The following is a 25462-nucleotide window of genomic DNA, read 5'->3' on the forward strand; positions in this document are numbered from 1 at the left end:
TTGGTCTGGAAGGCGATCTCGTCGATCACGCCGATGATCTTCGAAATCTCCGAGGAGGAGTGTTCGATGCCGCTCATGGCGGAAATCGCCTGGGCGACGACCGCGTCCGAGCGGGACGCTTCGGTCGAGACCGCATTGACGCGCTTTGCCGCTTCCTGGGCGCCCTCGGCAGTCTGGCGAACCGCGACCGTCAGCTCGTCGAGTGCTGCCGAGGTTTCCTCGAGGTTTGCCGCCTGCCGTTCGGTGCGCTGGGAAAGCTCGTTGGAGGCGCGCCGGATCTCCTCCTTGGAGCCCCCGATGTCCACGCCCTTGGCGTTGACCTTGGCCATGGCTGCCTCGAGATGCGAGAGCGCCTCGTTGAAATTGTCCCGCAGGCCGGAATATTTCACGCCGAGATCGCCGCAGCGGACGGTGAGATCCCCCTGCGCAAGCTGTTCCAGCGCCTGGCCGATGGTCGAGACGACACGGGCCTGCTGCTCGGCTTCGGAACGCTGCATGTCGGCATTCTGCTGGCGTTCGCTGTCGAGCTGCATCTGCTGCTCTTCCTGGCGGGCGGAAAGCGCATGCCGCTCGCGCACCTTTTCCTGCAGTTCCTCGGTGGCCTTGGCCATCATGCCGACTTCATTGCCCATGTCGGTATGCGGAATGGCGATATCGACATTCTCGTTGGCGACTTCCTCCAGCGCGTTGTGGATCGCCTTCAGCGGCAGCGTGATGCCGCGGATGACGAACCATGCAGCCGCAAGGCCGATCACTGCGACGCTGCCGCCGATCATCAGGGCCTTCCAGATCATCGCATTGATCTTGACCTGGAGGTCATCGATATAGACGCCCGTTCCGATCACGATCTTCCAGGGTTCGAAGGCGCGGCTGTAGGCGGCCTTCAAGTGAACCTCGCCGCTGGTGTCTCCTGGCTTCTCCCAGTAATATTCGGTAACGCCGCCGCCCTTGCGGGCTTTGTCGATCATTTCTTCCCGGAAGAGGTTGCCCATCTTGTCGGGCTGGCCGGCCTGCCTCAGGCCAACCTGCTTCTGCACGGGGTGAAAGACCATGGTCACGTCATAGTCGAGACCGAAAAGATAGCCGTTCGGCTCGTACTTGATCGCGGTCAGCGTTCTGAAAGCCTGGGCCTTGGCCTCGTCCTGGGTCATCTCGCCGGCTTTGGCGCGGTCTTCATAAGCCTGCAAGATAGCAAGCCCGGATTCGACCTGCGTGCGCAGCATGTCGGTGCGCTCGGCATAGATTGCGTCCGCTGCCGAACTGATCTGGAAATAGGTCGCGATGCCGAATGCAATCATCAGGGCGCCGATCAACCCAAGCAACTGGCGGGAAATCTTCAGATTTTTCATAGGTCCTCACTCAATGAAAAGGGTCCGGCGGCGTCCTGCCAATCTCGCGAGGTTCCTCTGCACTCGCCAGTGCACATGCATCATGCGGCTTCCGGGTTATGGAGCGAAGATGCGGGGAGGTGTGTAAAATTTGAATTATATCGGGCCGGCAACAAATAAACCCCAAAAAATAGGAGGGTTTTAGTCGCGGACGATACTATTGTGCAGTATAGTCTAACTATCGGGATTTAATGAATAAATTCGACTTTTCTCATATGCCTTGCGGCGCCTGCCTTGGCATGGCGTCACCGACGGACTTAGGGCCGGTTTTTTGTTCCGAAGCAGCAAAACGCCCCGGTTGGGCCGGGGCGCTTGCGCCGCATTGACGAGGCAGGCCCGATCAGCCCGGATCGTGAGGCTGGGTGGGGCAGGGAAGGCCTGCGGCTTCAGTTCAGCCGCAACTGGAAATTCGTCAGGTCGAGGGGTCGGGAGGCGCCCTGGCCGGTCACATCGGCCGGAATGGCGTTGCCATCGGCCTTGACCGGCAGGGCGGCGGTCGTGGCCTGGGTGTCGATGCCGTCGCTCTGCGGCGCTGCCGCGGCGATCCTGGAGCCGTCGGTCGTCCAGCCCTCGGCCGTGCTCATGAAAACCACCGGCGAGCCACCCATCCAGGATTCGACCCGCTTCAGTTTCTTTTCGCCGTTGATTTCGACGATCTCGGCCGCCTGCTCACCCGGTGCGACCTGCGGCACGACATAGGTTTTCTTTTCCTGCCGGAGCGGGACCGGGCAGTCGGCGCACGAGATGACGACGATGCTGTTGCCCTTCACCGCATCGGCGCCGACCACCTCGATCGAGGACGCGAAGGCCGGTGCGGCGGCAAGAGCCACGATGGACGTCAGAACGAGATTGCGCATGGCGAGTTCCCCGGATGTCTTTCAAGGGGAAAATAGCCACCTTTCGTTGCTATCCGGTCAGATGCATCGCTACAATTTTACCGATGTGTCGTTTTTTGACGGCACTGCGGGCCTTTCAGCCCTTTTCCCGACCGATGGCGCGCCAGCCGATATCACGGCGGCAGAAGCCGTTCTCCCAGGAGACCTGGTCGACAAGGCCGTAGGCGCGATCCTTGGCCGCAGCGACGCTCGCGCCGAGTGCCGTGGCGTTCAGAACGCGCCCGCCGGTGGCGACGAGCCGCCCGTCCTTCAACGCCGTGCCGGCATGGAAAACCTTGGCGTCACCTTCGGCTTCGGGCAGGGCGTCGATGGGCGTGTTCTTCTCGTAGGAGCCGGGATAGCCCCTGGAAGCCATGACGACAGTGAGCGCCGCCTCGTCCCGCCACTCGGCGGAAACCTCGTGCAGCCGGCCCGTGGCCGCGGCGTGAAGCAGCGGCAGGAGATCGCTCTTCAGCCGCATCATCAGCACCTGGCATTCCGGATCGCCGAAGCGGACATTGTATTCAATGAGTTCGGGGCCCTTTGCGGTAATCATCAGGCCGGCGAAGAACACGCCGGAGAACGGCATGCCCATGTCCGCCATGCCGCGCATGGTCGGCTCGATGATCTCGCGCATGGTGCGCTCCACCAGTTCCGGCGTCATCACCGGAGCGGGCGAATAGGCGCCCATGCCGCCGGTGTTCGGGCCGGTATCGCCGTCGCCGACACGCTTGTGATCCTGTGCGGTTGCGAGCGGCAGAAGCGTCTTGCCGTCGCAGAGGCAGAAGAAGCTCGCCTCCTCGCCGTCGAGGAAGGCTTCGACCACGACTTCCGCACCGGCTTCGCCGAACGCACCCTCGAAGCAGTCATCCACCGCCGCCAGCGCTTCCTCGACGGTCATGGCGACCGTCACGCCCTTGCCGGCGGCCAGTCCGTCGGCCTTGATGACGATGGGCGCGCCCTGCGCGCGGATATAGGCCTTGGCCTTTGGAGCGTTGTTGAAACGCTGATAGGCGCCGGTCGGGATGTCGTAACGGGCGCACAGATCCTTGGTGAAACCCTTGGAGCCCTCGAGCTGGGCCGCGGCGGCGGAGGGGCCGAAGACGGCGAAGCCTTCGGCGCGCAGCTTGTCTGAAAGGCCCGCGACCAGCGGCGCTTCCGGCCCGACGACGACGAAGTCGATCTCGTGGCCGCGGCAGAAGGCGAGGATCTCTTCCTGGTCGTCCGCGGAAATCGGCACGAGGGTGGCGTGCTCTCCGATACCCGGATTGCCGGGCAGAGCATAGAATGCCTCCATCAGCGGCGATTGCGCCAGTTTCCAGGCGAGCGCATGCTCGCGTCCGCCAGACCCGATCAACAGAACTTTCATCGCCTGCCCTCCGAATGCCATGATCCCGGCGGTTAAGGGCAGGGGACCGAAAGGTCAAGGCGAAAAGCGTCATTTGGGATACCGGTGCTTTCCTGTGGAACCCCGGGCGCCCGCGTTGCCTTCATCGCCGCTGCCGCTATGGTCGCGGCTCGCAAATTTGGAGAAGACCGGATCACCATGGCCGACGACATCAAATCCATCGCCGCGATCATCGCTTCCGAGATCAAGGCTCGCCCCGATCAGGTGGCATCCGCCGTGCAGTTGCTGGACGAAGGCGCCACCGTTCCCTTCATCGCCCGCTACCGCAAGGAAGTGACGGGCGGCCTCGACGATACGCAGTTGCGCGATCTCTCGGAACGGCTCACCTATCTGCGCGAGCTTGCCGCGCGCCGCAAGGCAATCGTCGAATCGATCACCTCCCAGGGCAAGATGACCGACGAACTGATGGTGAAGATCTTCCAGGTCGCCACCAAGGCGGAGCTCGAGGACATCTATCTCCCCTACAAGCCGAAGCGCCGCACCCGCGCGGAGATAGCCCGCGAGAGGGGCCTGCAGCCGCTCGCCGATGCCATATGGGCCAACCGCGCTGCCGATCCCGCAACGCTGGCCGAGGCCTATATCACCGCCGACGTTGCGGATGTGAAGGCGGCACTCGAAGGTGCGCGCGACATCGTCGCCGAGGCGATCTCGGAAAATGCCGACCTGATCGGCCGGTTGCGCAACGACATGAAGGAGCGCGCCGTCCTCTATTCGAAGGTGGTCGAAGGCAAGGAGAATGCCGGCGAGAAATTCGCCGACTACTTCGATCATTCCGAACGCTGGGCAACCGTGCCTGGCCATCGCGCGCTCGCCATGCTGCGCGGCTGGAACGAGGAAATGCTGACGCTTTCGATCGAGGTCGACAAGGACGATCCGTCGCCGGTCAAGCCGGCCCAGCGCACTATCGCCGCAGCCTATGAGATCCGTCAGGCCGGTCCCGCCGACCAGTGGCTGATGGAGGTCGCCGGCTGGACCTGGCGGGTGAAACTCTCCGTTTCGCTGTCGCTCGATCTGATGCGCGAACTGCGCGAGCGCGCCGAGGAAGAGGCGATCCATGTGTTTGCCCGCAACCTCAAGGACCTGCTGCTGGCCGCCCCCGCCGGCTCGCGCGCCACCATGGGTCTCGATCCGGGCATCCGTACCGGCGTCAAGGTCGCCGTCGTTGACGGCACCGGCAAGCTGCTGGAAACGACGACCGTCTATCCCTTCCCGCCGAAGAACGATGTGCGCGGTGCGCAGGCGGAACTCGCCGGCCTCATCCGCAAGCACAAGGTGGAATTGATCGCCATCGGCAACGGCACCGGCAGCCGCGAGACCGAAAAACTGGTGGCCGACATGCTGTCGCAGTTTCCGTCGACCGCCGCGAAGCCGACGAAAGTCATCGTTTCGGAAGCCGGCGCTTCCGTTTATTCGGCGTCGGAATCGGCCGCCCGCGAATTCCCGGGGCTCGATGTATCGCTGCGCGGCGCCGTTTCCATTGCCCGCCGCCTGCAGGACCCGCTGGCCGAACTGGTGAAGATCGAGCCGAAGTCGATCGGCGTCGGCCAGTACCAGCACGACGTCGATCAGGGCAAACTCGGCCGCTCGCTCGATGCGGTCGTGGAAGACGCGGTGAACGCCGTCGGCGTGGACCTCAATACGGCCTCGGTGCCGCTGCTTGCCCGCGTGTCCGGTCTCGGCAGCTCGATTGCCGAAGCCATCGTCGCTTATCGCGATCAGGCCGGAGCTTTCGAAAGCCGCAAGGACCTGCTGAAGGTGCCGCGTCTCGGCGCCCGCACATTTGAGCAATGCGCCGGCTTCCTGCGCATCCCGAATGGCATCGAGCCGCTCGATGCATCCTCCGTGCATCCGGAAGCCTATCGCGTGGCGAAGAAGATCGTGGCCGCCTGCGGTCGGGACCTGCGCAGCCTGATGGGCGACAGCGCCCTGCTGAAGAGCCTCGATCCGAGGAAGTTCATCGACGAGCAGTTCGGCCTGCCGACGGTCAAGGACATCATCGCCGAACTGGACAAGCCGGGCCGCGACCCGCGCCCGAGCTTCAAGACGGCGACCTTTGCCGAGGGCGTCGACGAGATCACCGATCTCAAGCCCGGCATGCTGCTGGAAGGCACCGTCACCAATGTCGCAGCCTTCGGCGCTTTCGTCGATATCGGCGTCCACCAGGACGGGCTGGTGCATGTTTCACAGCTCGCCGACCGTTTCGTCAAGGACCCCCATGAGGTGGTCAAGGCGGGCGACGTCGTGAAGGTTCGCGTGGTCGAGGTGGACGTGAAGCGCAAGCGCATCGCCCTCACCATGCGCAAGGACGGCGGGGAGGCTCCCCCGCCTTCAACCCGTGACAATCGTGGTCAGGGCAACATGCGCAACGCCGGGGCCAAGCCGGGCGGAAAGGCGGAAACGCCTGCCATCGGCGGGCTTGGCGCAGCGCTTGCGGAGGCCATGCGCCGGAAATAACACGGCAAAATTCCGCGGAAATATGAATGCCGAAGGCCTGGTTCACAGGCCTTCGGTTCCCTATGCCTCAAAAAATATGAAGCTTCGATAACAATCGCGCGCTTGCCTCGCCCCGCGGACGCGATAGATTTTAGACGTTTGTATAATGGCATAATGGGGGCATGAATGACCTCAAGGCTTGAGGACTTACTGACAAGGATCATCCGAAAAGGAAATTTCCGCGTAACCTTCGCGGATGGCCGGACGAAGACCATCGGAGACGGCAGCGGCCAACCGGTAGCCCTGCGCTTCACCGACGAAAAGGCGGAAAACGAGCTGGTCGCCGATCCCCAGCTCAAGCTCGGTGAAATCTACATGGACGGCCGGATGATCGTCGAGGAAGGCGACATCTACGAACTTCTGGCTCTGGTGAAATCGAATACACTGGCCGAGGATCTGAGCTTCGGCATGGTCTGGCGCGGGCTTATGCGCTTCTGCCTGACCCGGATCTGCGGTCTTTTCCCGGTCAACCACAACCGCCGCAACGTCGCGCATCACTACGATCTCTCGGCCAAGCTCTTCGACCTCTTCCTCGATCAGGACTGGCAGTATTCCTGCGCCTATTTCCATCCCGAAGGCATTTCCCTCGACGAGGCGCAGATCGCCAAGAAGCGGCACATTGCCGCCAAGCTGCTGCTGGAACCGAAGCAGCGGGTGCTGGAAATCGGTTCGGGCTGGGGCGGCATGGCCATGTATCTCGCCGAGATGGCCGGTGTTGAGGTCAACGGTATCACGCTCTCCACCGAACAATTGCGCGTTTCGCGCGGCCGGGCCGAAAAGCGCGGTCTTTCCGACCGGGTTCGTTTCGACCTTCAGGACTATCGTACCATGCGGTCCGCGCCCTTCGACCGCATCGTCTCGGTCGGCATGTTCGAACATGTCGGCCGCCACAACTACCGCCACTTCTTCTCCAAGGTTGCGGAGCTTCTGAAGGAAGGCGGCGTGATGGTGCTGCATTCCATCGGCCAGCCCTATCCGTCGCTTTTCAACAACCCCTTCTTCGAAAAGTACATCTTTCCTGGAGGTTACATCCCGTCCGTCGCGGAGGTCCTGCCTGCGGTGGAGAAGTCAGGCCTGCTCGTCCGCGATATCGAGATCCTGCCGCATCACTATGCGCGCACGTTGCGCCACTGGCGCCAACGCTTTCTTGCCCGCAAGGCCGAGGTGGTGTCGCTTTATGACGAGCGTTTCTTCCGCATGTGGGAGTTTTATCTCGCCGGTTCCGAAATGGCCTTCAGCCACGAGAACTTCTTCATCTTCCAGATGCAGCTCACCAGGAGCCAGTTCGTCGTGCCCGACAACCGCAGCTATATCGCCGAGGCGGAGGAAAGGCTGAAGGTGATGGAAGGGGCAAGGACGCCGCTGGAAAAGGTTGAGTTCTAGAACCGCCGGCGGCCGTATCGCGGACGGAAATGCGCCCGCCGGATTGTTTCTTTGACAGTTTCATCCCTAGCGTCATGCCGCATGATGTTATCATGAAGGCTGCAATAAGAGCTCAATGGCATTTCGATCTGGGCAAGACCCTTCGTGGTTAATGCTCCGGTAATGCATTCGTGCGAATTTGATGCATCCTCTCTGCCTGTGAGCAGAATTTCAGTATTGCGTTTGTAGGATCGACCCATGCGAAAGCCGGCGCTTGCCCTCGTTTCCGTGAGCTTTTTCAGCATTTTTGCCACCGAAGGCCATGCAGGTGAACATTTCTGGTCCGGTGACTGGTATCTGACGCTTGGCGGTGCCGGTATTTCCGGCCCGAAGTTCGAAGGCGCCGACAGCCGGAAACTGTCGTTCTCGCCGATCATTTCGCTTGGCCGCCAGGGAAGCGGCTCGCGCTTTTCTTCGCGCAATGACAGCGCTTCCTTTGCCATTGTCGACACGGACATGTTCCGCGCCGGTGTCGCCGGCAAGATCGTTCCGGGGCGCGATTCCGACGACTACAGGGACCTGAAGGGGCTCTCCGACGTCAAGTGGGGTGCCGAACTCGGCGGCTTCGTCGACGTCTATCCGACCGATTTCGTTCGCCTCCGTGGCGAACTGCGCCAGGGCATCCGCAGCCATGACGGCCTTGTCGCCGATCTTTCGGCCGACGTCTTCACCGACATCGCCCCCGATATCCAGATTTCCGGCGGTCCGCGCGCCCGCTATGCCACCAGCGGCTATTCTAAGGCCTATTTCGGCGTGAATGCCGAGGAATCGGCCGCGTCGGGCCTTGGCCAGTACGATCCCGATGGCGGCTGGCAGTCGGTCGGCGTCGGCACCGCGGTGACCTGGAGGGCGACGGAACAACTCTCGACCAGCGCCTTCGCGGAATATTCGCGGCTGGTCGGCCCCGCCGGCGACAGCACGCTCGTCGACGAACGGGGCTCGAAGAACCAGTTCATGTTCGGCGTTTCCGCCAGCTACAAGTTCGGCTTCAGCCTCGACTGAACGGCAGGCGCCTATAGCTTGTCCGGGTTGATCGACACGACGACATAGGAGTATTCCGTGGTGCCGTCGCGGCGTCCTTCGCCGCCAAACCCTCCGCCATTGCCGATCACCTTGGTCTTGCCGTCGCTGGACGTGATCGTGCCGCCGACACTCAAGCCAGCCGATCCGCCGAGATACTGGTTGGTGACATCGGTCAGCTTGTCGGCGCGCCAGGCATTGAGGACGAGAATGACATTGCTGCCCGCGGCCTTCCGTTCGGCAATAACTGCGCGGCATTCGTCGCCGATCTTCTCCATGACGAGCTTGGCGCCGGCTTCCGTCAAGGTCAGTTCCCGCACGTTTTCCATCGTGTAGATACGCGAGCCCTTGGCACTGGCGTCGGCGGAGATCACGCCGAGTTTGGCAAGCTTGTCGATGGAAAGGCCCGCGCTTGACGTCCTGCTGGCATTCTCCGTCTTCTTGTCGACCCGAACCTTGTCCTCGACGACGACCTGGGCCTCGAGATCCTTCAGTGCGCCGGTCTTCAGGAAGTCGTCGTAGCACAAGGCATTGTAGACGGTGCCATCGGCGGTCATGAACTTCGGCCTCTTTCCCTTGCCGGAGAAGTAGAGGTGACCGACCTCGATCCCGCTCGTGGGCGCCACGGTCGCATAGCCGGGGGGGTGTATGCTCTCCAGCGTCGGCGGCGAGGGAGGTTTGGTGACTGCGGTGCAGCCGGCGAGTGTCACGGATGCCGCGATGAAGAGCATATGATTGCGCATCGATTCCCCCAAAGATTGTACATTCAACAAATACAATCATTGATGATCGGTTCAGGCAATGTGAAATCCCTCAAAAGATGTGAATGTCGATGAATACACCTTTTAGGAGTATTTGATTGCGGGCCCGTGGCTCCGATCGTGCTTGACCCGGCTCCGGCGCCGCCTTTAGATGGCGCCATGCAACAGACAGGTGATTTTGCGGGCCGCGTCGCCGACGCGCCTTCCGACAATTGGGTTTACCGGACCTTGCCGCGCGGCCTCTGGCCTTATGCGCAGCTCGCGCGCTGGGACCGGCCGATCGGCTGGCAGCTCCTGATGTGGCCGTGCTTCTGGTCGTCGGCCATGGCCGCCAATGCGCTGGCCGCGGAAGGGCGCCTGTCCTTTTCGCTTTTCCTTTTCCATCTCGTCCTGTTCTTCGTCGGTTCGGTTGCCATGCGTGGCGCCGGCTGCACCTATAACGACATCGTCGACCACGACATCGACATGCAGGTCGCGCGCACCCGTTCCAGGCCTTTGCCGTCCGGCCGGGTCAGCCGCAACGAGGCGAAGCTCTTCATGGTGGCGCAGGCACTGGTGGGGCTTGTCGTCCTCCTTTGCTTCAACGGTTTTTCCATTCTGCTGGGCATCTTGTCGCTGGCGGTCGTCGCAATCTATCCCTTTGCCAAGCGCTTTACCGACTGGCCGCAATTCTTCCTGGGTCTCGCCTTTTCCTGGGGCGGGCTGATGGGATGGGCCGGGTTGCAGGGCTCGCTGTCGCTCTCCGCCGTGCTGCTTTACTTTGCGGCGGTGGCCTGGACGATCGGTTACGACACGATCTATGCCCATCAGGACAAGGAGGACGACGCACTCGTCGGCGTCCGTTCCACCGCGCGGTTGTTCGGCGATGATACGCGCTACTGGCTGATCGCCCTTTACGGCATTACCTTCCTGCTGATCCTTGCGGCCTTCATCGCCGCGGGCGTGGGCATCTTCGCCTATCTCGGCCTGTTTGTCGCGCTCGGCATGCTGGTCTGGCAGATCGTCGTTATCGATATCGACAATGCAGACCAGTGCCTTGCCCTGTTCAAGTCAAACAACCGCGTTGGTGTGATCCTGTTTGCCGGCCTGCTGCTGGCCATTCCCTTCGCCTGATTTTTCCGATCTCATGAAGGCCTGATCGATCGCCCGGCAATGCCGGGAGATATGCTTTTGCGTTTCGTTGGAAAATAGGGTACCCCCCTATAGTATGAGTCATACTATAAAGCATCAAGCGAAGCTGCTTGCCCGCGTCAGACGGATGAAGGGGCAGATGGAAGCCATTGAAACCGCGCTGCTGGCGGAAGCGCCCTGCGGCGATATTCTCAACATGGTCGCTTCGGTCCGTGGCGCGATGACCGGCCTGACTGCGGAACTGATCGAGGATCACATTCGCGAACACGTGGTCAATCCCGACCGCGAGGAGGACCCCGAGCGCGCCAAGGGGGCCGCTGAACTGATCGATGTCATCAGGAGCTATCTGAAATGACGCACGGCCACGACGATCACCATCACGATCATCCCCATCCCCATCCGCATGCCCATGCCAATCCGCATGCCGATGCCCATGCGGAAGGTCAGCCCCGCCTCGCCGCCCGGCATCATCATATGTTCCTCGGTGCCGATCACCAGCGCAACGCGCGCAAGACATGGGCCGTCATTGCCATTACCTCGGCGATGATGGTGGGGGAGATCGCGGCCGGGACCCTCTTCGGGTCCATGGCCTTGCTGGCGGACGGCTGGCACATGGCAACCCATGCCGGCGCCATCCTCATTTCGGCGCTCGCCTACCGCTATGCGCTGCAGAATGTCGGCAATGCGCGCTTCACCTTCGGCACCGGCAAGTTCGGGGATCTCGCGGCCTTTTCGAGCGCTATCGTACTGGCCATGGTGGCGCTTCTGATCGGCTGGGAAAGCCTGATGCGCTTCCGTAATCCGGTGTCCATTGATTTCAACGAGGCTATCGCGGTCGCCATCCTCGGCCTGGTGGTCAATCTCGTCTGCGCCTGGCTGCTCTGGGACGATCATGACCATCACGGTGCCGGCCAGGGTCATCATCATGGCCACCATCACGATCACGCCGGCAGCCACGCCCATGCGGGCAGCCATGCGCATGGCGGCGGAGATACCAATCTGCGCGCCGCCTATGTCCATGTGATCGCCGATGCGCTGACCTCGGTTCTGGCCATTGCCGGCCTTTTCGCCGGCCGTTTTTACGGCTGGCTCTGGCTCGATCCGGTCATCGGCCTTGTCGGCACGGTGATTATCGGCCGCTGGGCCTATGGCCTCATGCGCGAGGCGGGCGGCGTCCTCCTCGATTATGTTCCGCGTAGCGAAGGTCTGCCGGATGAGATCCGCGCGATCATCGAGCCGGAAGGGGCGGAGATCGCCGATCTGCATGTCTGGCAGCTTGGTCCGGGCCATCACGGCGCCATCGTCTCGCTGACGGCCGCCGAGCCGCGCGCGCCGTCCTATTATCGCGAAAAACTCGCCCGCATTCCCGATCTGTCCCACGTCACCGTCGAGGTCGAGCGGGCCGAGGCGGCCTGAGCTTGTACCGTTCTGAAACGATGAAAGGGTCCGGACGGTGTCCAGACCCTTTCGATTGTAACTTGTCCCTGAAGGATCAACTGCGGGCGATGATTTCCTTGCCGGAAATTTTCATCGTGACGCCGAGCTTGCCGGTGGTGCGGCGAACGAGAAAACGCGGCCGGCGGTCGGCGAAATAGGAATGGCGGCGGCGCGGCTGGGTTTCGCGGGCGCGAACCTCGCCGAGATGATCCTCGAGCGGCCGGGCAATGCCGTCAGCCTCGACCATCAGCATGGGGATGCGGAAGGCATCCGACCAGTTGCGCCAGTCGGCGGCGATATCGCAGAGATCATGGGCGACCAGAAGCGGAATGCAGAGTTCCGGATCGTCGTGGTGCAGTTCGAGTGTCACGGTAACCTCCCCGTCGCCATGGTCGATCGCGCGGGCCGCGACCCCCTTGAAGGCGCGGGCCGGCAGCGCGAACGAGAGCGGCAATCCGCTGGCTGGCAGGATCTTTCGCAGAACGGCGCCCCGTTCGTCAATCGTAATGGTGACATCGCCGGACGTTCCGCGCAATGCGTAGGTGACCTGTTGCGGAAAACGGGAAGGATCCAGCCGCAATGTCGCTCCTGCCCATGCGGGCTTCATAACCGTGTTCGTCATCTTCATGCTACCCTTGTTTTACCCGAGAGCGCTTCATGCGTTTCTCTGATCGGGACTTTTTCGTCCTCTGTAGCCTGACCATACCGGCGCCCTGTTCCGGACAGCTTAAAAATTGCGGTTAAAAAAACTTTGCCACGTCAAATGGTTAGCATTTTCGGACGAGGCAGGGTTTCGGAAACGTGAATAACGGGCTGCATGTGTCGGCCAATGGGACGGATGCTCGCGCCGGCCCGCGGGCCGCAAAAGCCTTGCCGCCGGCGCCGGTTCTTATGTCTGCGGACGATCCGGCGCGGCGCATATTTGCGGTTCTTCCGTCGATCCCTCCCTTGTCGCCGCATTGCTTTTTCGCTATCGATATATCCATTGAGATATATCGATAGATCGAGAGGCCTTTCATGCACATTTCGTTCCGTTCCTTCCGCAATCTTGCCCGGGCCGCGGTCGTTGCCGCCGCCGTCCTCGCCCAGCCGGTATCAGCCGCGTTCGCCGCCGAGCCGGTTACCGTTTTCGCCGCCGCCAGCCTGAAGGAAGTGCTGGGTGATATCTCCGCCGCCTGGAAAGCCGAAACCGGCAAGGAAACGAGCGTGTCGCTGGCGGCAAGCTCTGCGCTTGCCAAGCAGATCCAGGAAGGTGCGCCGGCCGACATCTTCTTCTCCGCCGACCTGAAATGGATGGACTACCTCGACAAGGCCGGCCTGATCGCCGCCGACACGCGCATCAACCTGCTCGGCAACCGCATCGTCCTCGTCGCCCCGAAGGACTCGAGCGTGGCCACGACGATTGCCGAAGGCTTCCCGCTGAAGGATCTTCTCGCCGGCGGCAAGCTCGCCATGGGCAACACGGAATCGGTGCCGGCCGGGCTCTATGGCAAGGCTGCGCTGGAAAAGCTCGGCGTGTGGGATAGCGTCAAGAGCGACGTCGCCCAGGCGGACAGCGTGCGCGCGGCTCTTCTCCTCGTCTCCCGCGCCGAAGCGCCGCTCGGTATCGTCTATGAAACGGATGCCAAGGTGGAAAAGGAAGTGAAGGTCGTGGACCGTTTTCCCGAATCGAGCCACCCTGCGATCATCTATCCGGCCGCCCTGCTGAAGGACACCCAGAATGCCGACGCCAAAGCCTTCCTCGAATATCTCCAGGGAGCCAAGGCGCGGGAAATCTTCACGGCAGCCGGCTTCACGGTGCTTGCCAAGACCAACTGATATCCGGCCACGTCCTGACATGTTCCTGACCGAGAGGCGGTCCGCTGCGTGACGCTGACCGCCGAAGAAACCACAGCCATGCTGCTCAGCCTGAAGGTCGCGGGAACCGCCGTGGCCTTCTCGCTGCCGTTCGGCGTCTTGATCGCATGGCTGCTGTCCCGCCGGGAATTTTACGGCAAGACGCTTCTGAACGGCCTGGTGCATCTGCCGCTCATCATGCCGCCGGTCGTCACGGGCTACCTGCTGCTGATTACCTTCGGCCGGCGCGGCGCGGTCGGCGCCTTTCTCGACCAGTGGTTCGGGCTTGTCTTCTCCTTCCGCTGGACCGGTGCGGCGCTGGCGGCGGGTGTCATGGGCTTCCCTCTTCTGGTGCGCTCCATCCGGCTGTCGCTGGATGCGGTCGACCGCAAGCTGGAGGCCGCCGCCTCGACGCTCGGCGCGTCGCCCGCATGGGTATTCGTGACCGTGACGCTGCCGTTGATCCTGCCGGGCATCGCGGCGGGAACTGTTCTCGCCTTCGCCAAGGCGATGGGCGAATTCGGCGCGACCATCACCTTCGTCTCCAATATTCCCGGCGAAACCCAGACGCTGGCCTCGGCCATCTATACCTATACCCAGGTGCCGGGCGGCGATCTCCAGGCCATGCGCCTGACCCTCATCTCGATTGCCGTTTCGCTGGTGGCGCTGGTGGCGTCCGAAATCCTGTCGCGCCGGTTGGCGATGCGGATGGGGAGCGCCTGATGCTGACCATCGACATCGTGCATCATCAGGGAAGTTTCGATCTCGTCGCCGATCTTTCGGTCGGGCAGGGGCTGACCGTCTTCTTCGGCCCGTCCGGTTCCGGCAAGACCACGCTCATCAATCTCGTCGCCGGACTGGTGCGGCCGATGAAGGGCCGCATCGTTTTCAACGGCGATGTCTGGAGCGACGGCGAGACCGGCCGTTTCGTGCCGCCGCACCGCCGGCGCATCGGTTATGTCTTCCAGGAAGGCCGGCTTTTTCCGCATCTGACCGTGCGCCAGAACATGCTCTACGGAACCCGCTTTGCCCCGGCTGCCGAACGCCGCGAAAGCCTGGACCGCGTGGCGGATCTGCTGGGTATATCCGGATTGCTCGCGCGCCGCCCTTCCGGCCTTTCCGGCGGCGAAAAGCAGCGTGTGGCGCTTGGCCGTGCCCTGATGTCGAACCCGCGTCTTCTCCTGATGGACGAGCCGCTGTCGGCGCTCGATGTCGAGCTGAAGGCCGCGATCCTTCCCGATATCGAGCGCATCCGCGACGAGGTCGGCATCCCGATCCTTTATGTCAGCCATTCTCTTGAGGAGGTCGCCCGTCTGGCGACCCGCGTGGTGGCACTTTCCCATGGCCGGGCCACCGCGATCGGTGCGCCGGATGAGGTTCTCGAGGTGCTTGCGCCCGGGGCAGGCGTCCAGCCGGGTAATTTCCTGCATGCCACCGTCACGGGCCAGAGCGTGGAGGACGGCATAACTCTTGCGGAAAGCCGGGCCGGACCGCTTTTCCTCAGGAAGACCGACGTAGCGATGGGAACCCATATCCGCGTCTTCGTACCGGTCAGCGAGATCGTCGTTGCGACCGGCCTTCCGGAAGGCATTTCCACGCTCAACAGGCTCTCCGGTGTCGTCACCGGCCTGCGCGAGGAGGGAAGCTCGGTCATGGTCTCCGTCGATTGCGGCGGCGAAGCGATGATCTGCGAGGTCACGCGACGCTCGGCGGCCGCCCTCGGCCTTTTCGTCGGTTCGTCGGTGCATCTGCTGTTCAAGACCGTGTCGCTCGCCTCCGAAGCCATTTTCCGGCAGTCGGCGCGGTAAGATAGATTAAAGCGAGTGGACTTGCTGGAGCTGCCACGGCGGTGTTCCGGGTGCCCCCTCTGGCCTGCCGGCCATCTCCCCCACAAGGGGGGAGAGCGCAGAGCGGCTGCCCACTGTGCCTACCCATCTTGTCGGAGAGGGAACTGGCGGGTTCCCCTATCCGGTCTCCCCCCTTGTGGGGGAGATGGCCGGCAGGCCAGAGGGGGTAATCACAAGCTCGTAGCTTGTCGTTCAGTTCCCAAAGGATCAATCCTCGTGCACATCCTTCGCAGCTCCACCCGCAGGCTGAAAATCGGGCGCTGTCATGTCCTCGAGCCACGAAAGATCGTCGGTAAGAAGCTTGCGACTTTCCGCCTCCATCTTCCGGCAACGCTCGAGCAGGCTTTCCCCGAACGGCGTCAATCCTGCGCCGCCGCCGCTTTTCCCCCCGTGGCGGGTGAAGATCGACGGCTCCTTGAACATGCGGTTGATTTCGTCGGCGAGCAGCCAAGCCCGGCGGTAGGACATGCCCATGGTCGCGCCCGCCGCCCGGATCGAGCCGTGTTCGGCGATGCCGGCAAGCAGCGATATTTTGCCCGGACCGAGGCGGACGCCGTTCGGCAGGTCGAGCCTCAGTGTCAGCCTGATTTTGTCTCCGTTCATTCCGTCGTGACCACCTTGCCCGGGTTCATGATGCCGGCCGGATCGAAGGCCCGCTTGATGCGTCTCATCAGCTCCGTCTCGATTGCGGGGCGGATTGCCGCCAGTTCGTCGCGCTTCAATTGGCCGACACCATGTTCCGCCGAGATCGAGCCGCCATGGGCGTGCACCACGGCATGCACGATGGCATTCATCTCCCGCCAGCGGGCGATGAACTCGGCCTTGTCGGCGCCGACCGGCTGGCTGATGTTGTAATGGATATTTCCGTCGCCGAGATGGCCGAAGGAGACGATACGGGCGTCCGGCATGCGGGCGAGCACGGCGGCATCCGCATCCGCAAGGAAGCGCGGCACGCTCGAAACGGGCACCGAGACGTCGTGCTTGATGGAGCCGCCTTCGGGCTTCTGCGCCTCCGACATGCTTTCCCTCAAGTGCCAGAAGGCGTTCTGCTGGGCGAGCGACGCGGCGACGGCCGCATCCTTGACCAGCCCGGTGTCATGGGTCTCCTCCAGCAGGCTGGCGATCATCCTTTCCGCAGTTTCGGCGGAATCCGATGTCGAGATGTCGATCAGCGCATACCACGGGTGGGCCGAGGGCAGGGGATCGCGAACGCCGGCAATATGCTTCGTGGTGAAGTCGATACCGATGCGCGGCATGATCTCGAAACCGGTCAGCGCGCTGCCGCAGAGTGTCGAGGCGCGTTCGAAAAGCGTAAGCGCGTCTTCCGGCGAGGCGAGTCCGACGAAAGCCACCTGCCGGCCGCGGGGCCGTGGAAAGAGCTTAAGCACCGCGCCGGTGATGATGCCGAGCGTGCCTTCCGCGCCGATGAAGAGGTCGCGCAGGTCGTAGCCGCTGTTGTCCTTCTTCAGCCGTCTCAGCCCGTCCCAGATCTCGCCCGTCGGTAACACCACTTCCAGCCCGAGGCAGAGTTGGCGGATGTTGCCATAGGCGAGCACGGCGGTGCCGCCCGCATTGGTCGAGAGATTGCCGCCGATGCGGCAGGAGCCTTCCGAGCCGAGCGACAGCGGAAACAGGCGGTCGTGCGCTTCCGCCGCCTTCTGGATATCGGCGAGGATCGCGCCGCCATCGGCCACGATAACCTCGCCGGCGGTGTCGATCTCGCGGATGCGATTCATGCGTTCCAGCGACAGCACGACGTCGGCAGAACCGTCGCGCGGCACCTGTCCGCCCACATGGCCGGTGCGTCCGCCGGCCGGCACGATGGGTGTGCCTGTCCGGCTGGCGAGAGCCATGATGGCGGAAACCTCCTGCGTCGAGCCGGGCTTCAGCACCAGCGGCGAGGAGCCGTGGTAGAGCCCCCGGCTTTCGACCAGATAGGGGGCGATATCGGCGGGCGCGGTCAGCGCGTTTGCCTCTCCGACAATCGTCACGAAGGACTGCAAGGTTTCGGACAGGGGGCTGCCGTTCACATCGTTCTCCTATGCGCTGCGGGGGGCTGCAGCGCGTTTCAGCCGATCGTTGATCGCTTCGCCCAGTCCTTGCATCGGGATCGGTGTGACGGCAATGCCGGAGGGCTGGGCCTCGTCGGCCTGTTTGATATAGCCGAAGAGGTTTGCCGCAGCTTCGGCAAGATCGCCGCGCTGGCTGAGGTTCAGCACGATCGCAGCATCCTTCTCGCCGGAAACCGGCGTGTCGCCGAAGCGGATCAGTGCCTCGCCCGGCGAGACGGATCGCGCGTCGAGGCGGACGTGGGCGTTCGGCGCGTAATGGGAGGCGAGCATTCCCGGCGCCTCGATGGCCGCCGTGCCGGCGGGTTTCGGCCGTTCGACGGCAAGACCGGTTGCCTCCTCGATCGCCTCGGCGGCGATCCCGCCCGGCCGCAGCAGCCGTATGCGGCCGTCCTCTACCTTGACGATGGTGGATTCCACGCCGACAGGGCAGGGGCCGCCATCCACGATGAGTTCGATCCTGCCGCCGAGATCGGCCTCCACATGCTCCGCCGTGGTCGGGCTGATCTTGCCGGAGGAATTGGCGCTGGGGGCGGCGAGCGGCTTGCCGAAGGCGCGGATCAGGTCGCCGGCAAAGCCCTTCGGCACTCTTATGCCGACGGTGTCGAGCCCGGCGGTTGCCAGCGGATGGATCGCGCTTCCGGCTTTCAGCGGAACGACCAGCGTCAGCGGCCCCGGCCAGAAGCGGTTCGCCAGCGCGCGCGAGACCGGATCGAACGTCGCATAACGTTCCGCCATCGCCAGATCCGCCATGTGGCAGATCAGCGGGTTGAAGCGCGGCCGCCCTTTCGTTTCGTAAATGCCGGTGATCGCCGCCGGATCGGTGGCGTCGGCCGCAAGCCCGTAGACGGTCTCGGTCGGCAGCGCCACGGGCTTCGCCTGCGAAAGAATATCGATCGCCGCGCCGATTGCGCCTTGCCTGTCGCTGTCGATCGGGATCAGCCGAGCCATTTTTCCACGCCTTCCTGCCATGTGTCACGCCGTCCATAGCGCGTCTTGCCGGGCGGGATCAAATGCTGATTTCACAAGGGCTGTCAGGGGTTTTCCACAGATTGCGACATGCATTCGGGATCGCGGTCGACCGATATCTAAAACTTTATCCACCGATGTAACCGAAAGAAAGAAATGTTGCGCCTATAGTCCCGTTCGTTCGATCCTCACGCCTCTTCCCGTCGGAAAAAGAACCATGCAGCCAGTCAAGAATCCCGCCTCAAGCATTGCTCTTCGCGTTGCCACCGCCATGCATCAGATGGGAATTGACGGACTGCCGAGAAATTACGAACTGGTCTACGAGGCCTATGCGGGCAGCAATCCGGAACTGGTGCGCGATTTCATCGCGCTCGGCAAGGTGAAGACGCAGGAAGCCCTCGATGCGCTCGGCCGCAAATACCTGCCCCACCACCATGAGGACGGCCTTCTTGCCCGGCAGAACGGCCAGGTTCGCGCCGAGATGAGCAATTTCATCAATCTGCTGAACGAGGAGAAGGTCTCGCTCAGCGATTACGGCCGCCTCATCGGCGATGCTTCCAAGGTCATCCAGACGGTCGGGGAGGTGGATCATGCAGAACTCGGCCAGTCGATCAAGGCGCTGAAGGTCGCGACCGAAAAACGCGCCCACCAGAACAGCAATGTCGTTCGCGCCGTCGTCGACAAGACAGTGGCGCTGGCCGACATGCAACGGGAGGCCGAGGATGCCGAGGCCGCCAAGTTCGTCGATCCGCTGACCGGGCTTTCGAGCCGCCGCGCCTTCAACAAGGCCGTCGCCAAGGTTTACGCCAATCCGGAAATGCCGGTGCTGTGCGGCATCGCCATCGGCGAGATCGACGATTTCGCCCGCCTTTCCGAACAGATGGGGCCGGCCGTCGCCGACCGCTTCTTGAAGCAGGTGGCGAAGGTCATGAAGGCCGTGGCCGGCGACGGCGATCTCGCCTGCCGCTTCGATGCCGGCCGTTTCGGCATGCTGCTCTATACGTCCGATCAGGAAGAGGTGAGTCGCATCGTCGATCTCGTCCGTTCCAAGCTGAAGGCGACGGCGGTCGTCAATTCCGGCAATGGCCGCGCGCTCGGCCAGGTTCTGATGTCCTTCGGCATCTGCCTGTCGGCACAGGCGCCGAACGCCTTCGATTTTACCAGCTTCGCCGAAAAGGCGCTTGCCTCCTCCCGTGCCGCGGGCGGCAATACGGTCACCATCTACGGTTCGAGCGACTATGTGCCGAAGGATTGGTTGATCTACAAGAAGGCCCCGGTCGGGGGCTTCTGAGAGCGGCGGCTTCCGTCGCCATACCATCATCCTTTCAGGAACGGCGAAACGGCCAGGAAAATGCGATTGGCTTCCGCTCGGACGAGGGGACTCAGAGCCTTGCGATGATCTTGCGAAGGTCCGCGTCGCGAGCGCCGAGCATCAGCACGTTCTTCAGCGCTTCCTTCGGATCGTGGGTGCGGAACAGCAGGCCGTTCTCGCGGATCGAGCGGTCGATTGCCATGGATTTGGTCGACTGGTCCGGCTGGATCGCCACGGCGAAATACATGCGGGAATAATTCGTCCGGATCTGCTCGAAGAACTGCTCGCCTTCGCCCATCTCGGCAAAGAAGTTGGCGATGTAGAAAGCCCATTTCACGTCGGCGTATTTGGCGAAATTCGTCCGCGCCGCCGTAACGTGACAGTAACCGAGATGCGGGCTGTTCTCGAGCGTTCTGTGGAAGATCAGCTTCGGGAACTGGATCGAGCGGTGAAAGCCGTTGATCCGGCTGTGGGTGGCCTCGCCGGCGGCCTCGAGCCGGCGGCCGGTGCGTTCGGCCACTTCCTCATAGGTCAGATACCGCTTTTCCTCCGGCAGCCAGTCTTCCCGTCGGCGCAGGATGCGGCCGGTGCGCAGAAACTCCGTATGCACCGCGCGTGAGGTCACTGGCGGCTTCGGGCCGGTCTTCGGGGCGGCGTAGTATCTCAGCTTCTGCATGGGCGTGGCTCGATCAGGAGGGGCGACCGGGATGATTCTAGAACGGGAGTGATTAACGACAATTTGTCGCAATTCTCCCTTTCGACGGTTTCGCGAGGCTTGCCATGCCGGCAATGAGCCCGATGTCGCGGATCTCTCTTGTCATTTTGCGCCATCGTTTGCCCGGTTTTTCGGCAGTTGTTTTTGTAATGCTATGAAAACATGCGATTTTCCCGGACGTATTCTTGAGTGTCGTCAATTGTGGGTATGTCGCAAACACTTGATGCAGTGTCGTTTCGCAATGCAGCAGGGCCTAAGCAATTGTGATTAGATAATTTCAAGCTCAAGGTGCCGCCCGGCTAGGGAGGGCGGGAAATTGGGAAGCCGGTCGAAATCCGGCGCTGCCCCCGCAACGGTGGTGGAGAACAAGCGAAGGGCAAAAAGCCACTGGGAAAGTCTTCCTGGGAAGGCGCCCCACGCGGTCCGGCTTGCCGGACGTCTCCAGAGCCCGGAAACCAGCCTTGAGAGAAGTGATTGAAGGTCGCGGCGGGCGGCCCGAGACAGGTCCGGTCGGCTTCTTCCCGAAAGCCGCTCCCGTGCGTGTGCTCGTCCCTCGCCATTGCTGTTACGAAACGAGGACGACGATGGATTTGCAGAGCACGGTATTGCGCCAATTGAAGAACCGCCGCGAGGGCTTCAGCCTCGAGCAGCCATTCTATATCGACCAGGATTACTTCAAGCTCGACATGGAGACCATCTGGTATCGCGACTGGCTGTTCATCGGCCATGACTGCGAAATCCCGAAGGCCGGCAATTACTTCACCGTCCAGATCGGCGACTACCCGGTCGTTGTAGTGCGCGGCAAGGACGGCGTGATCCGCGCCTTCCACAACACTTGCCGCCATCGCGGGCACCGCGTCTGCACCAAGGAAAGCGGAGCTTCCGCCAAGCTCGTCTGTCCCTACCACCAGTGGACCTACGACCTCGACGGTTCGCTGGTCTTCGCCCGCCAGATGGGCGAGGATTTCGACAAGGCGCAGTTCGGCATGAAGCACGTCGCCTGCGAAAGCGTCGCCGGCTACATCTTCGTCTGCCTTTCCGAGGAGCCGTCCGATTTCGCCCCCGTCCGCGCGACGATCGAACCCTATATGAAGCCTCATCGCTTGTGGGAGGCCAAGGTCGCCCACAAGAACACGATCATCGAGAAGGGCAACTGGAAGCTCGTCTGGGAAAACAACCGCGAGTGCTACCACTGCGCCGGCAACCATCCGGAACTCTGCCGCACCTATCCGGAAGCGCCGACCGCGACCGGCGTCCAGGGTGCCAAGGACGATCCTTTCATCGCTGAGCACTGGGCCCGCTGCGAGGCCGCCGGCCTGCCGAGCGAGTTCACCATGGACCCGTCCGGCCAGTTCCGTGTCGCCCGCATGCCGCTGATCCAGGATGCCGAAAGCTACACCATGGACGGCAAGCGAGCCGTCAAGCGGCCGCTGTCGGACGACGTTCCGATTTCCCATATCGGCACCATGCTGCTGTTCCACTATCCGACCACCTGGAACCACCTGCTGGGCGATCACGCGATCTCCTTCCGTGTGCTGCCGATCTCGGCCGAGGAAACCGCCGTCACCACCACCTGGCTCGTGCACAAGGATGCCGTCGAAGGCGTCGACTACAATGTCGAGGACCTGACCCACGTCTGGAACATGACCAACGATCAGGACCGCGCCATCGTGGAAGAGAACGCCTTCGGCATCCGTTCGCCGGCCTATGAGCCGGGTCCGTATTCCGCCGACCACGAGGGCGGCGTCATGCAGTTCGTCGAATGGTATGCGAACTTCATGATAAACCGTCTGCAGGGCGACAAGGCTCGCCTGTCCGCGGTCGCCTGAGATGACAGTTGCCGTGACCTATCGCCATGTCGACGAAATGCGCCCCTGGTCGGACAGGGAGCATCGCCTTGAATGCGTGGCCGTGACGCCTGAAGCGCCAGACGTGATGACCTTCACGTTCCGGCCGGACCGGTCCGGTCACTGGTTCCGCTATCTGCCCGGCCAGTTCGTAACGCTGGAAATCCCGGTCGGCCCGGAGCCGGTAATGCGGACCTACACGCTGTCGTCGAGCCCTTCGCGGCCTTACACCGTCGCCGTGACCGTGAAGGCCCAGAAGGATTCGATCGGCACCCGCTGGATGTTCGACAATCTGAAGCCCGGAATGAAGCTGAAGGCGATCGGTCCGCTCGGCGATTTTTCCTATGCGAAGCATCCAGGCAGGAAATACCTCTTCGTCTCCGCCGGGTCCGGCATCACGCCGATGATGTCGATGACCCGCGACATGGGCGACCGTGCGCCGGACAGCGACATCGTGTTCCTCAACTGTGCCCGCTCGCCGGACGACATCATCTTCCGCTGGGAACTGGAGGCCAAGGCGCGCGAGATGCCGCACCTGACGCTCGGCTTCATCGTCGAGCAGATCACCCGCGGCCAGCTCTGGTCCGGTCTCAAGGGGCGGATCGACAAGGCGAAGATCGCGCTTCTCGCCCCCGACTTCCTCGAGCGCACCGTGTTCTGCTGCGGTCCCGAGCCGTTCATGGCGACGGTTCGCGAAGCCTTGTCGGGCGCGGGCTTCGACATGAAGAACTATTACGAGGAAGCCTTCCAGCCGGTCGCGCCGGAACCGCCGGTCGTGGTCGCCGATCATTCCGACGGGGCCGCCCCGACCAGGGTGTCCTTCGCAATGTCGGGCAAGGAAGGTCTCTGCGAACCGGGTCATACCGTTCTGCAGGCCGCGCGGGCCGCGGGCGTGCGCATCGGTGCGGCTTGCGAATCCGGCCTCTGCGGTACCTGCAAGGTGATGAAGCTCGCCGGCGAGGTCGAGATGAACCACAATGGCGGCATTCTCGATGACGAGATCGAAGAGGGTTACATCCTCGCCTGTTGCTCGCGTCCGAAGGGCGACATCGAAATCGAGGCTTGAGACGGCCGGCTTGCCGAACCGGACAGGTATCCGTGAGGGCGGTGGAGCGATCTGCCGCCCTTTTCCGTCAAGGTCGTTTAGGGCGGGTAATGGAACAATTCTGAGTAATTTGCGTTGTCCGGTGTCTGAAGCGAAGTTCGGGGCTGGGCTTCATCATGTTTTTCTACTGACAGTGACAGGCCGCAAGTTCCCTACAGCTTTCTGATGTTAATAGTGGGTTCAGGATGCGCCGGCTAGCTTGCCTTCATGTCTTGGCGATACCGTGATTTGGTCACCCGTCGTTCAAGGCTCGCCTTGTGCATTCTGTCACAGCAGGGAATGGAGAACTGACATGACAAACATGATGAAGCGCTGGGTGGCGATCGCCCTCGCCTCGGTTGTTTCGCTGACGAGCTTCGTGCCGACGCAGGCGATGCCGATCACGCCGCCGATCAAGACTCAGTCCGATGTCACGGTTGTTGACCATTACTACGGTCACTATCGCCGTCCGCCGCCGCGCTATTACCACGGCCATCGCGGCTATCGCGACTACCGTCCGGGCTACCGCCGCCACAATGATGGATGGTGGTATCCGCTTGCCGCCTTCGGCGCCGGTGTCGTCATCGGCGGGGCGATAGCTGCGCCGCCCGCCGCGCCGCGGCGTGCAACGGGCATCAACCCGCGGCACTATGAATGGTGCTATGCCCGGTATCGTTCCTACGATTCCTACAGCAACACCTTCCAGCCGAACTACGGCCCGCGCCGCCAGTGCCTGTCGCCTTATTATTGAGGTCGGACATTTCGTTCTGACCTTCGATGCCCGGCCTCGGCCGGGCATTTTGTTTCAGAGGATGCCGGCCCGCCTGAGGATCAGCCATGCGGCGAGGATCGAGGCGACGATGAAACCGACGGCCCAGAGCGTGCCACCGATCCCCTCGGCAAATGGCAGCGAGGACGTGTTCATCCCGAAAAAGCCCGTCACCAGCGATGGCGGCAGCAGAAAGGCCGTCATCAGCGACAGGATGTAGAGATGGCGGTTCGTTTCCGAGGAAAGCTTGGAATCGATTTCCTCGTGCAGCAACCGCGCCCTTTCCTGCAACGCGTAAACATCGTTGTCTGCCGCCTCCAGCCGGTTTACCAGCCGTTCCGCCACATCCTCGAAGCCGGACGGCAGCTCATCGTCGTCGGTCGCCGCGGCCCGGCGCATCAGCGCCAGCACGGTGCGCAGATGCCTGTGCAGCCTGACCACGACGCGCCGGACCGGGGCAAGCCGCCGGCGCTCGTCGCGCAATTCGCTGTCATAGACGAAATCCTCGATGGCGTTCAGTTCGTCCGTCAATTCCAGCACCATGGAAATGATGCCCCGCTGGAACTCCACCACCAGGGCCTCGAACACCTGGATGGGCTGGCGGAACTTCGCGGCGTTCTTCTCGATTGCGGCCCTCACCGGATCGATCGACCGGATCGGCTGTAGCCGGGTGGTGATGATGAAGCCGTCGGAAAGGGCAAAATGCAGCCAGCCGATATCGCGGGTCGTGGAGTCGAACTCCCGCTGGAAATCGACAAGCGTGCCGTAGAATGCCTGCTCGTCGACAGTCAGCGCTGCATGGGTCTCATGGGTGGTCAGCGCCGCGCGCGCCTGTTCCGTCAGACCGGGGAAGTTTTCGAGAAAGGCGGTGCAGCGGGCGTCCGCAAGATTGAGGTGCAGCCAGACGAAGCAGCCCTCGCCGACATCGATGGCGTGCGGGTCGGTTTCGGGTGAAAAGCGCTCCGCCCGGCCGGATGCGGCATCGATGACATAGCCCCAGACCAGGCCGGGAATTTTCGTGGCGAGAGGATGCATCGGTCTGCTCCGGAAACGGCCCGCCAGCGCTTCTATGCCCGCTT

At 62.6% G+C, this 25462-nt stretch carries 23 protein-coding genes and 1 riboswitch; of the genes, 13 read left to right on the forward strand and 10 right to left on the reverse strand.

Annotated elements, in window-relative coordinates:
• The 3 genes from J5N58_RS17470 to purD all read right to left on the reverse strand — a co-directional run.
• Positions 1-1349: cache domain-containing protein (locus J5N58_RS17470; protein ID WP_244711978.1), on the reverse strand; the 1349-nt coding region annotated here is incomplete at its 3' end.
• Between the two features lie 425 nt (positions 1350-1774).
• Positions 1775-2245: a plant virulence effector HPE1-like domain-containing protein gene (locus J5N58_RS17475; protein WP_113426208.1), complete on the reverse strand. Its 471-nt coding sequence runs from the start codon at positions 2243-2245 to the stop codon at positions 1775-1777.
• Positions 2246-2360: 115 nt separating this feature from the next.
• The gene (purD, locus tag J5N58_RS17480; RefSeq protein WP_244711980.1) at positions 2361-3632 is read right to left on the reverse strand and encodes a phosphoribosylamine--glycine ligase; all 1272 of its coding nucleotides are present in this window, start codon (positions 3630-3632) and stop codon (positions 2361-2363) included.
• A gap of 177 nt (positions 3633-3809) precedes the next feature.
• On the opposite strand from purD, the gene J5N58_RS17485 reads away from it, so the two are divergent.
• From J5N58_RS17485 to J5N58_RS17495, 3 genes are all read left to right on the forward strand, one after another.
• The gene (locus J5N58_RS17485; RefSeq protein ID WP_244711983.1) at positions 3810-6125 is read left to right on the forward strand and encodes a Tex family protein; all 2316 of its coding nucleotides are present in this window, start codon (positions 3810-3812) and stop codon (positions 6123-6125) included.
• Positions 6126-6290: 165 nt separating this feature from the next.
• Entirely contained in the window at positions 6291-7547 is a 1257-nt protein-coding gene (locus J5N58_RS17490) for a cyclopropane fatty acid synthase (protein ID WP_244711986.1), read from the forward strand.
• 237 nt (positions 7548-7784) lie between these two features.
• A complete protein-coding gene (locus J5N58_RS17495) occupies positions 7785-8588 on the forward strand; it encodes a MipA/OmpV family protein (protein WP_113466821.1) in 804 nt (267 codons plus the stop codon).
• An 11-nt stretch (positions 8589-8599) separates the two neighbouring features.
• Here J5N58_RS17495 and J5N58_RS17500 read toward each other — a convergent pair whose 3' ends face one another.
• Positions 8600-9349, reverse strand: a complete 750-nt coding sequence (locus J5N58_RS17500; RefSeq protein ID WP_244711988.1) for a hypothetical protein — start codon at positions 9347-9349, stop codon at positions 8600-8602.
• A 177-nt stretch (positions 9350-9526) separates the two neighbouring features.
• On the opposite strand from J5N58_RS17500, the gene ubiA reads away from it, so the two are divergent.
• The 3 genes from ubiA (at position 9527) to dmeF (ending at position 11914) form a co-directional block, all read left to right on the forward strand.
• Positions 9527-10480: a 4-hydroxybenzoate octaprenyltransferase gene (gene ubiA, locus J5N58_RS17505; protein ID WP_244711990.1), complete on the forward strand. Its 954-nt coding sequence runs from the start codon at positions 9527-9529 to the stop codon at positions 10478-10480.
• A gap of 94 nt (positions 10481-10574) precedes the next feature.
• A complete protein-coding gene (locus tag J5N58_RS17510) occupies positions 10575-10853 on the forward strand; it encodes a metal/formaldehyde-sensitive transcriptional repressor (protein ID WP_112828992.1) in 279 nt (92 codons plus the stop codon).
• 119 nt (positions 10854-10972) lie between these two features.
• Positions 10973-11914: a CDF family Co(II)/Ni(II) efflux transporter DmeF gene (gene dmeF / locus J5N58_RS17515; protein WP_244712158.1), complete on the forward strand. Its 942-nt coding sequence runs from the start codon at positions 10973-10975 to the stop codon at positions 11912-11914.
• Positions 11915-11990: 76 nt separating this feature from the next.
• Here dmeF and J5N58_RS17520 read toward each other — a convergent pair whose 3' ends face one another.
• Positions 11991-12557: a DUF6101 family protein gene (locus J5N58_RS17520; RefSeq protein ID WP_112829144.1), complete on the reverse strand. Its 567-nt coding sequence runs from the start codon at positions 12555-12557 to the stop codon at positions 11991-11993.
• Between the two features lie 395 nt (positions 12558-12952).
• On the opposite strand from J5N58_RS17520, the gene modA reads away from it, so the two are divergent.
• The 3 genes from modA to modC are packed head-to-tail and all read left to right on the forward strand — an operon-like array spanning position 12953 to position 15579.
• Entirely contained in the window at positions 12953-13753 is an 801-nt protein-coding gene (gene modA, locus J5N58_RS17525; protein ID WP_244711992.1) for a molybdate ABC transporter substrate-binding protein, read from the forward strand.
• Positions 13754-13801: 48 nt separating this feature from the next.
• Positions 13802-14494, forward strand: coding sequence for a molybdate ABC transporter permease subunit (gene modB, locus J5N58_RS17530; RefSeq protein ID WP_112828995.1), 693 nt, complete (start codon positions 13802-13804; stop codon positions 14492-14494).
• Positions 14494-15579, forward strand: a complete 1086-nt coding sequence (gene modC / locus J5N58_RS17535) for a molybdenum ABC transporter ATP-binding protein (protein WP_244711995.1) — start codon at positions 14494-14496, stop codon at positions 15577-15579. Before modB ends, modC begins: the two co-directional genes overlap by 1 nt.
• A 246-nt stretch (positions 15580-15825) precedes the next feature.
• On the opposite strand, the gene J5N58_RS17540 is transcribed toward modC, so the two are convergent.
• From J5N58_RS17540 to J5N58_RS17550, 3 genes are read right to left on the reverse strand one after another with little or no spacing between them, the layout of a single operon-like run.
• Entirely contained in the window at positions 15826-16221 is a 396-nt protein-coding gene (locus J5N58_RS17540) for a winged helix-turn-helix domain-containing protein (RefSeq protein WP_113466827.1), read from the reverse strand.
• Positions 16218-17648 carry an FAD-binding oxidoreductase gene (locus J5N58_RS17545; protein ID WP_244711997.1) on the reverse strand — a complete coding sequence of 477 codons (1431 nt, stop codon included), beginning with the start codon at positions 17646-17648 and terminating at the stop codon, positions 16218-16220. The genes J5N58_RS17540 and J5N58_RS17545 overlap by 4 nt, the downstream gene beginning before the upstream one ends.
• A gap of 9 nt (positions 17649-17657) precedes the next feature.
• On the reverse strand, positions 17658-18638 hold the full coding sequence (locus tag J5N58_RS17550; RefSeq protein WP_244711999.1) for an L-threonylcarbamoyladenylate synthase: 981 nt from the start codon (positions 18636-18638) through the stop codon (positions 17658-17660).
• A 235-nt stretch (positions 18639-18873) separates the two neighbouring features.
• Between J5N58_RS17550 and J5N58_RS17555 the strand changes: the two genes are divergently transcribed.
• Positions 18874-19947 carry a GGDEF domain-containing protein gene (locus J5N58_RS17555; RefSeq protein ID WP_112829000.1) on the forward strand — a complete coding sequence of 358 codons (1074 nt, stop codon included), beginning with the start codon at positions 18874-18876 and terminating at the stop codon, positions 19945-19947.
• Positions 19948-20038: 91 nt separating this feature from the next.
• On the opposite strand, the gene J5N58_RS17560 is transcribed toward J5N58_RS17555, so the two are convergent.
• On the reverse strand, positions 20039-20644 hold the full coding sequence (locus J5N58_RS17560) for a DUF6656 family protein (RefSeq protein ID WP_112829001.1): 606 nt from the start codon (positions 20642-20644) through the stop codon (positions 20039-20041).
• 308 nt (positions 20645-20952) lie between these two features.
• Positions 20953-21161, forward strand: a riboswitch (cobalamin riboswitch).
• 106 nt (positions 21162-21267) lie between these two features.
• On the opposite strand from J5N58_RS17560, the gene J5N58_RS17565 reads away from it, so the two are divergent.
• From J5N58_RS17565 to J5N58_RS17575, 3 genes are all read left to right on the forward strand, one after another.
• Complete coding sequence (locus J5N58_RS17565; protein WP_244712162.1) at positions 21268-22512, forward strand: aromatic ring-hydroxylating oxygenase subunit alpha; 1245 nt, start codon at positions 21268-21270, stop codon at positions 22510-22512.
• Between the two features lies 1 nt (position 22513).
• The gene (locus J5N58_RS17570; protein WP_113340307.1) at positions 22514-23596 is read left to right on the forward strand and encodes an FAD-binding oxidoreductase; all 1083 of its coding nucleotides are present in this window, start codon (positions 22514-22516) and stop codon (positions 23594-23596) included.
• Positions 23597-23927: 331 nt separating this feature from the next.
• A complete protein-coding gene (locus J5N58_RS17575; RefSeq protein WP_414900568.1) occupies positions 23928-24365 on the forward strand; it encodes a BA14K family protein in 438 nt (145 codons plus the stop codon).
• A 54-nt stretch (positions 24366-24419) separates the two neighbouring features.
• Here J5N58_RS17575 and J5N58_RS17580 read toward each other — a convergent pair whose 3' ends face one another.
• Entirely contained in the window at positions 24420-25418 is a 999-nt protein-coding gene (locus J5N58_RS17580) for a transporter (RefSeq protein ID WP_112829004.1), read from the reverse strand.
• Between the last annotated feature and the right edge of the window lie 44 nt (positions 25419-25462).

Source organism: Paenirhizobium cremeum, from assembly GCF_022884085.1.
Lineage (GTDB): Bacteria > Pseudomonadota > Alphaproteobacteria > Rhizobiales > Rhizobiaceae > Allorhizobium > Allorhizobium cremeum.

Bases quoted from the DNA above. Each gene is read 5' to 3' on its own strand.
- J5N58_RS17475 (WP_113426208.1), bottom strand. From the start codon at position 2,245: ATGCGCAATCTCGTTCTGACGTCCATCGTGGCTCTTGCCGCCGCACCG.
- purD (WP_244711980.1), bottom strand. From the start codon at position 3,632: ATGAAAGTTCTGTTGATCGGGTCTGGCGGACGCGAGCATGCGCTCGCC.
- J5N58_RS17485 (WP_244711983.1), top strand. From the start codon at position 3,810: ATGGCCGACGACATCAAATCCATCGCCGCGATCATCGCTTCCGAGATC.
- J5N58_RS17490 (WP_244711986.1), top strand. From the start codon at position 6,291: ATGACCTCAAGGCTTGAGGACTTACTGACAAGGATCATCCGAAAAGGA.
- J5N58_RS17495 (WP_113466821.1), top strand. From the start codon at position 7,785: ATGCGAAAGCCGGCGCTTGCCCTCGTTTCCGTGAGCTTTTTCAGCATT.
- J5N58_RS17500 (WP_244711988.1), bottom strand. From the start codon at position 9,349: ATGCGCAATCATATGCTCTTCATCGCGGCATCCGTGACACTCGCCGGC.
- ubiA (WP_244711990.1), top strand. From the start codon at position 9,527: ATGCAACAGACAGGTGATTTTGCGGGCCGCGTCGCCGACGCGCCTTCC.
- J5N58_RS17510 (WP_112828992.1), top strand. From the start codon at position 10,575: ATGAGTCATACTATAAAGCATCAAGCGAAGCTGCTTGCCCGCGTCAGA.
- dmeF (WP_244712158.1), top strand. From the start codon at position 10,973: ATGTTCCTCGGTGCCGATCACCAGCGCAACGCGCGCAAGACATGGGCC.
- J5N58_RS17520 (WP_112829144.1), bottom strand. From the start codon at position 12,557: ATGACGAACACGGTTATGAAGCCCGCATGGGCAGGAGCGACATTGCGG.
- modA (WP_244711992.1), top strand. From the start codon at position 12,953: ATGCACATTTCGTTCCGTTCCTTCCGCAATCTTGCCCGGGCCGCGGTC.
- modC (WP_244711995.1), top strand. From the start codon at position 14,494: ATGCTGACCATCGACATCGTGCATCATCAGGGAAGTTTCGATCTCGTC.
- J5N58_RS17540 (WP_113466827.1), bottom strand. From the start codon at position 16,221: ATGAACGGAGACAAAATCAGGCTGACACTGAGGCTCGACCTGCCGAAC.
- J5N58_RS17550 (WP_244711999.1), bottom strand. From the start codon at position 18,638: ATGGCTCGGCTGATCCCGATCGACAGCGACAGGCAAGGCGCAATCGGC.
- J5N58_RS17555 (WP_112829000.1), top strand. From the start codon at position 18,874: ATGCAGCCAGTCAAGAATCCCGCCTCAAGCATTGCTCTTCGCGTTGCC.
- J5N58_RS17560 (WP_112829001.1), bottom strand. From the start codon at position 20,644: ATGCAGAAGCTGAGATACTACGCCGCCCCGAAGACCGGCCCGAAGCCG.
- J5N58_RS17565 (WP_244712162.1), top strand. From the start codon at position 21,268: ATGGATTTGCAGAGCACGGTATTGCGCCAATTGAAGAACCGCCGCGAG.
- J5N58_RS17570 (WP_113340307.1), top strand. From the start codon at position 22,514: ATGACAGTTGCCGTGACCTATCGCCATGTCGACGAAATGCGCCCCTGG.
- J5N58_RS17575 (WP_414900568.1), top strand. From the start codon at position 23,928: ATGACAAACATGATGAAGCGCTGGGTGGCGATCGCCCTCGCCTCGGTT.
- J5N58_RS17580 (WP_112829004.1), bottom strand. From the start codon at position 25,418: ATGCATCCTCTCGCCACGAAAATTCCCGGCCTGGTCTGGGGCTATGTC.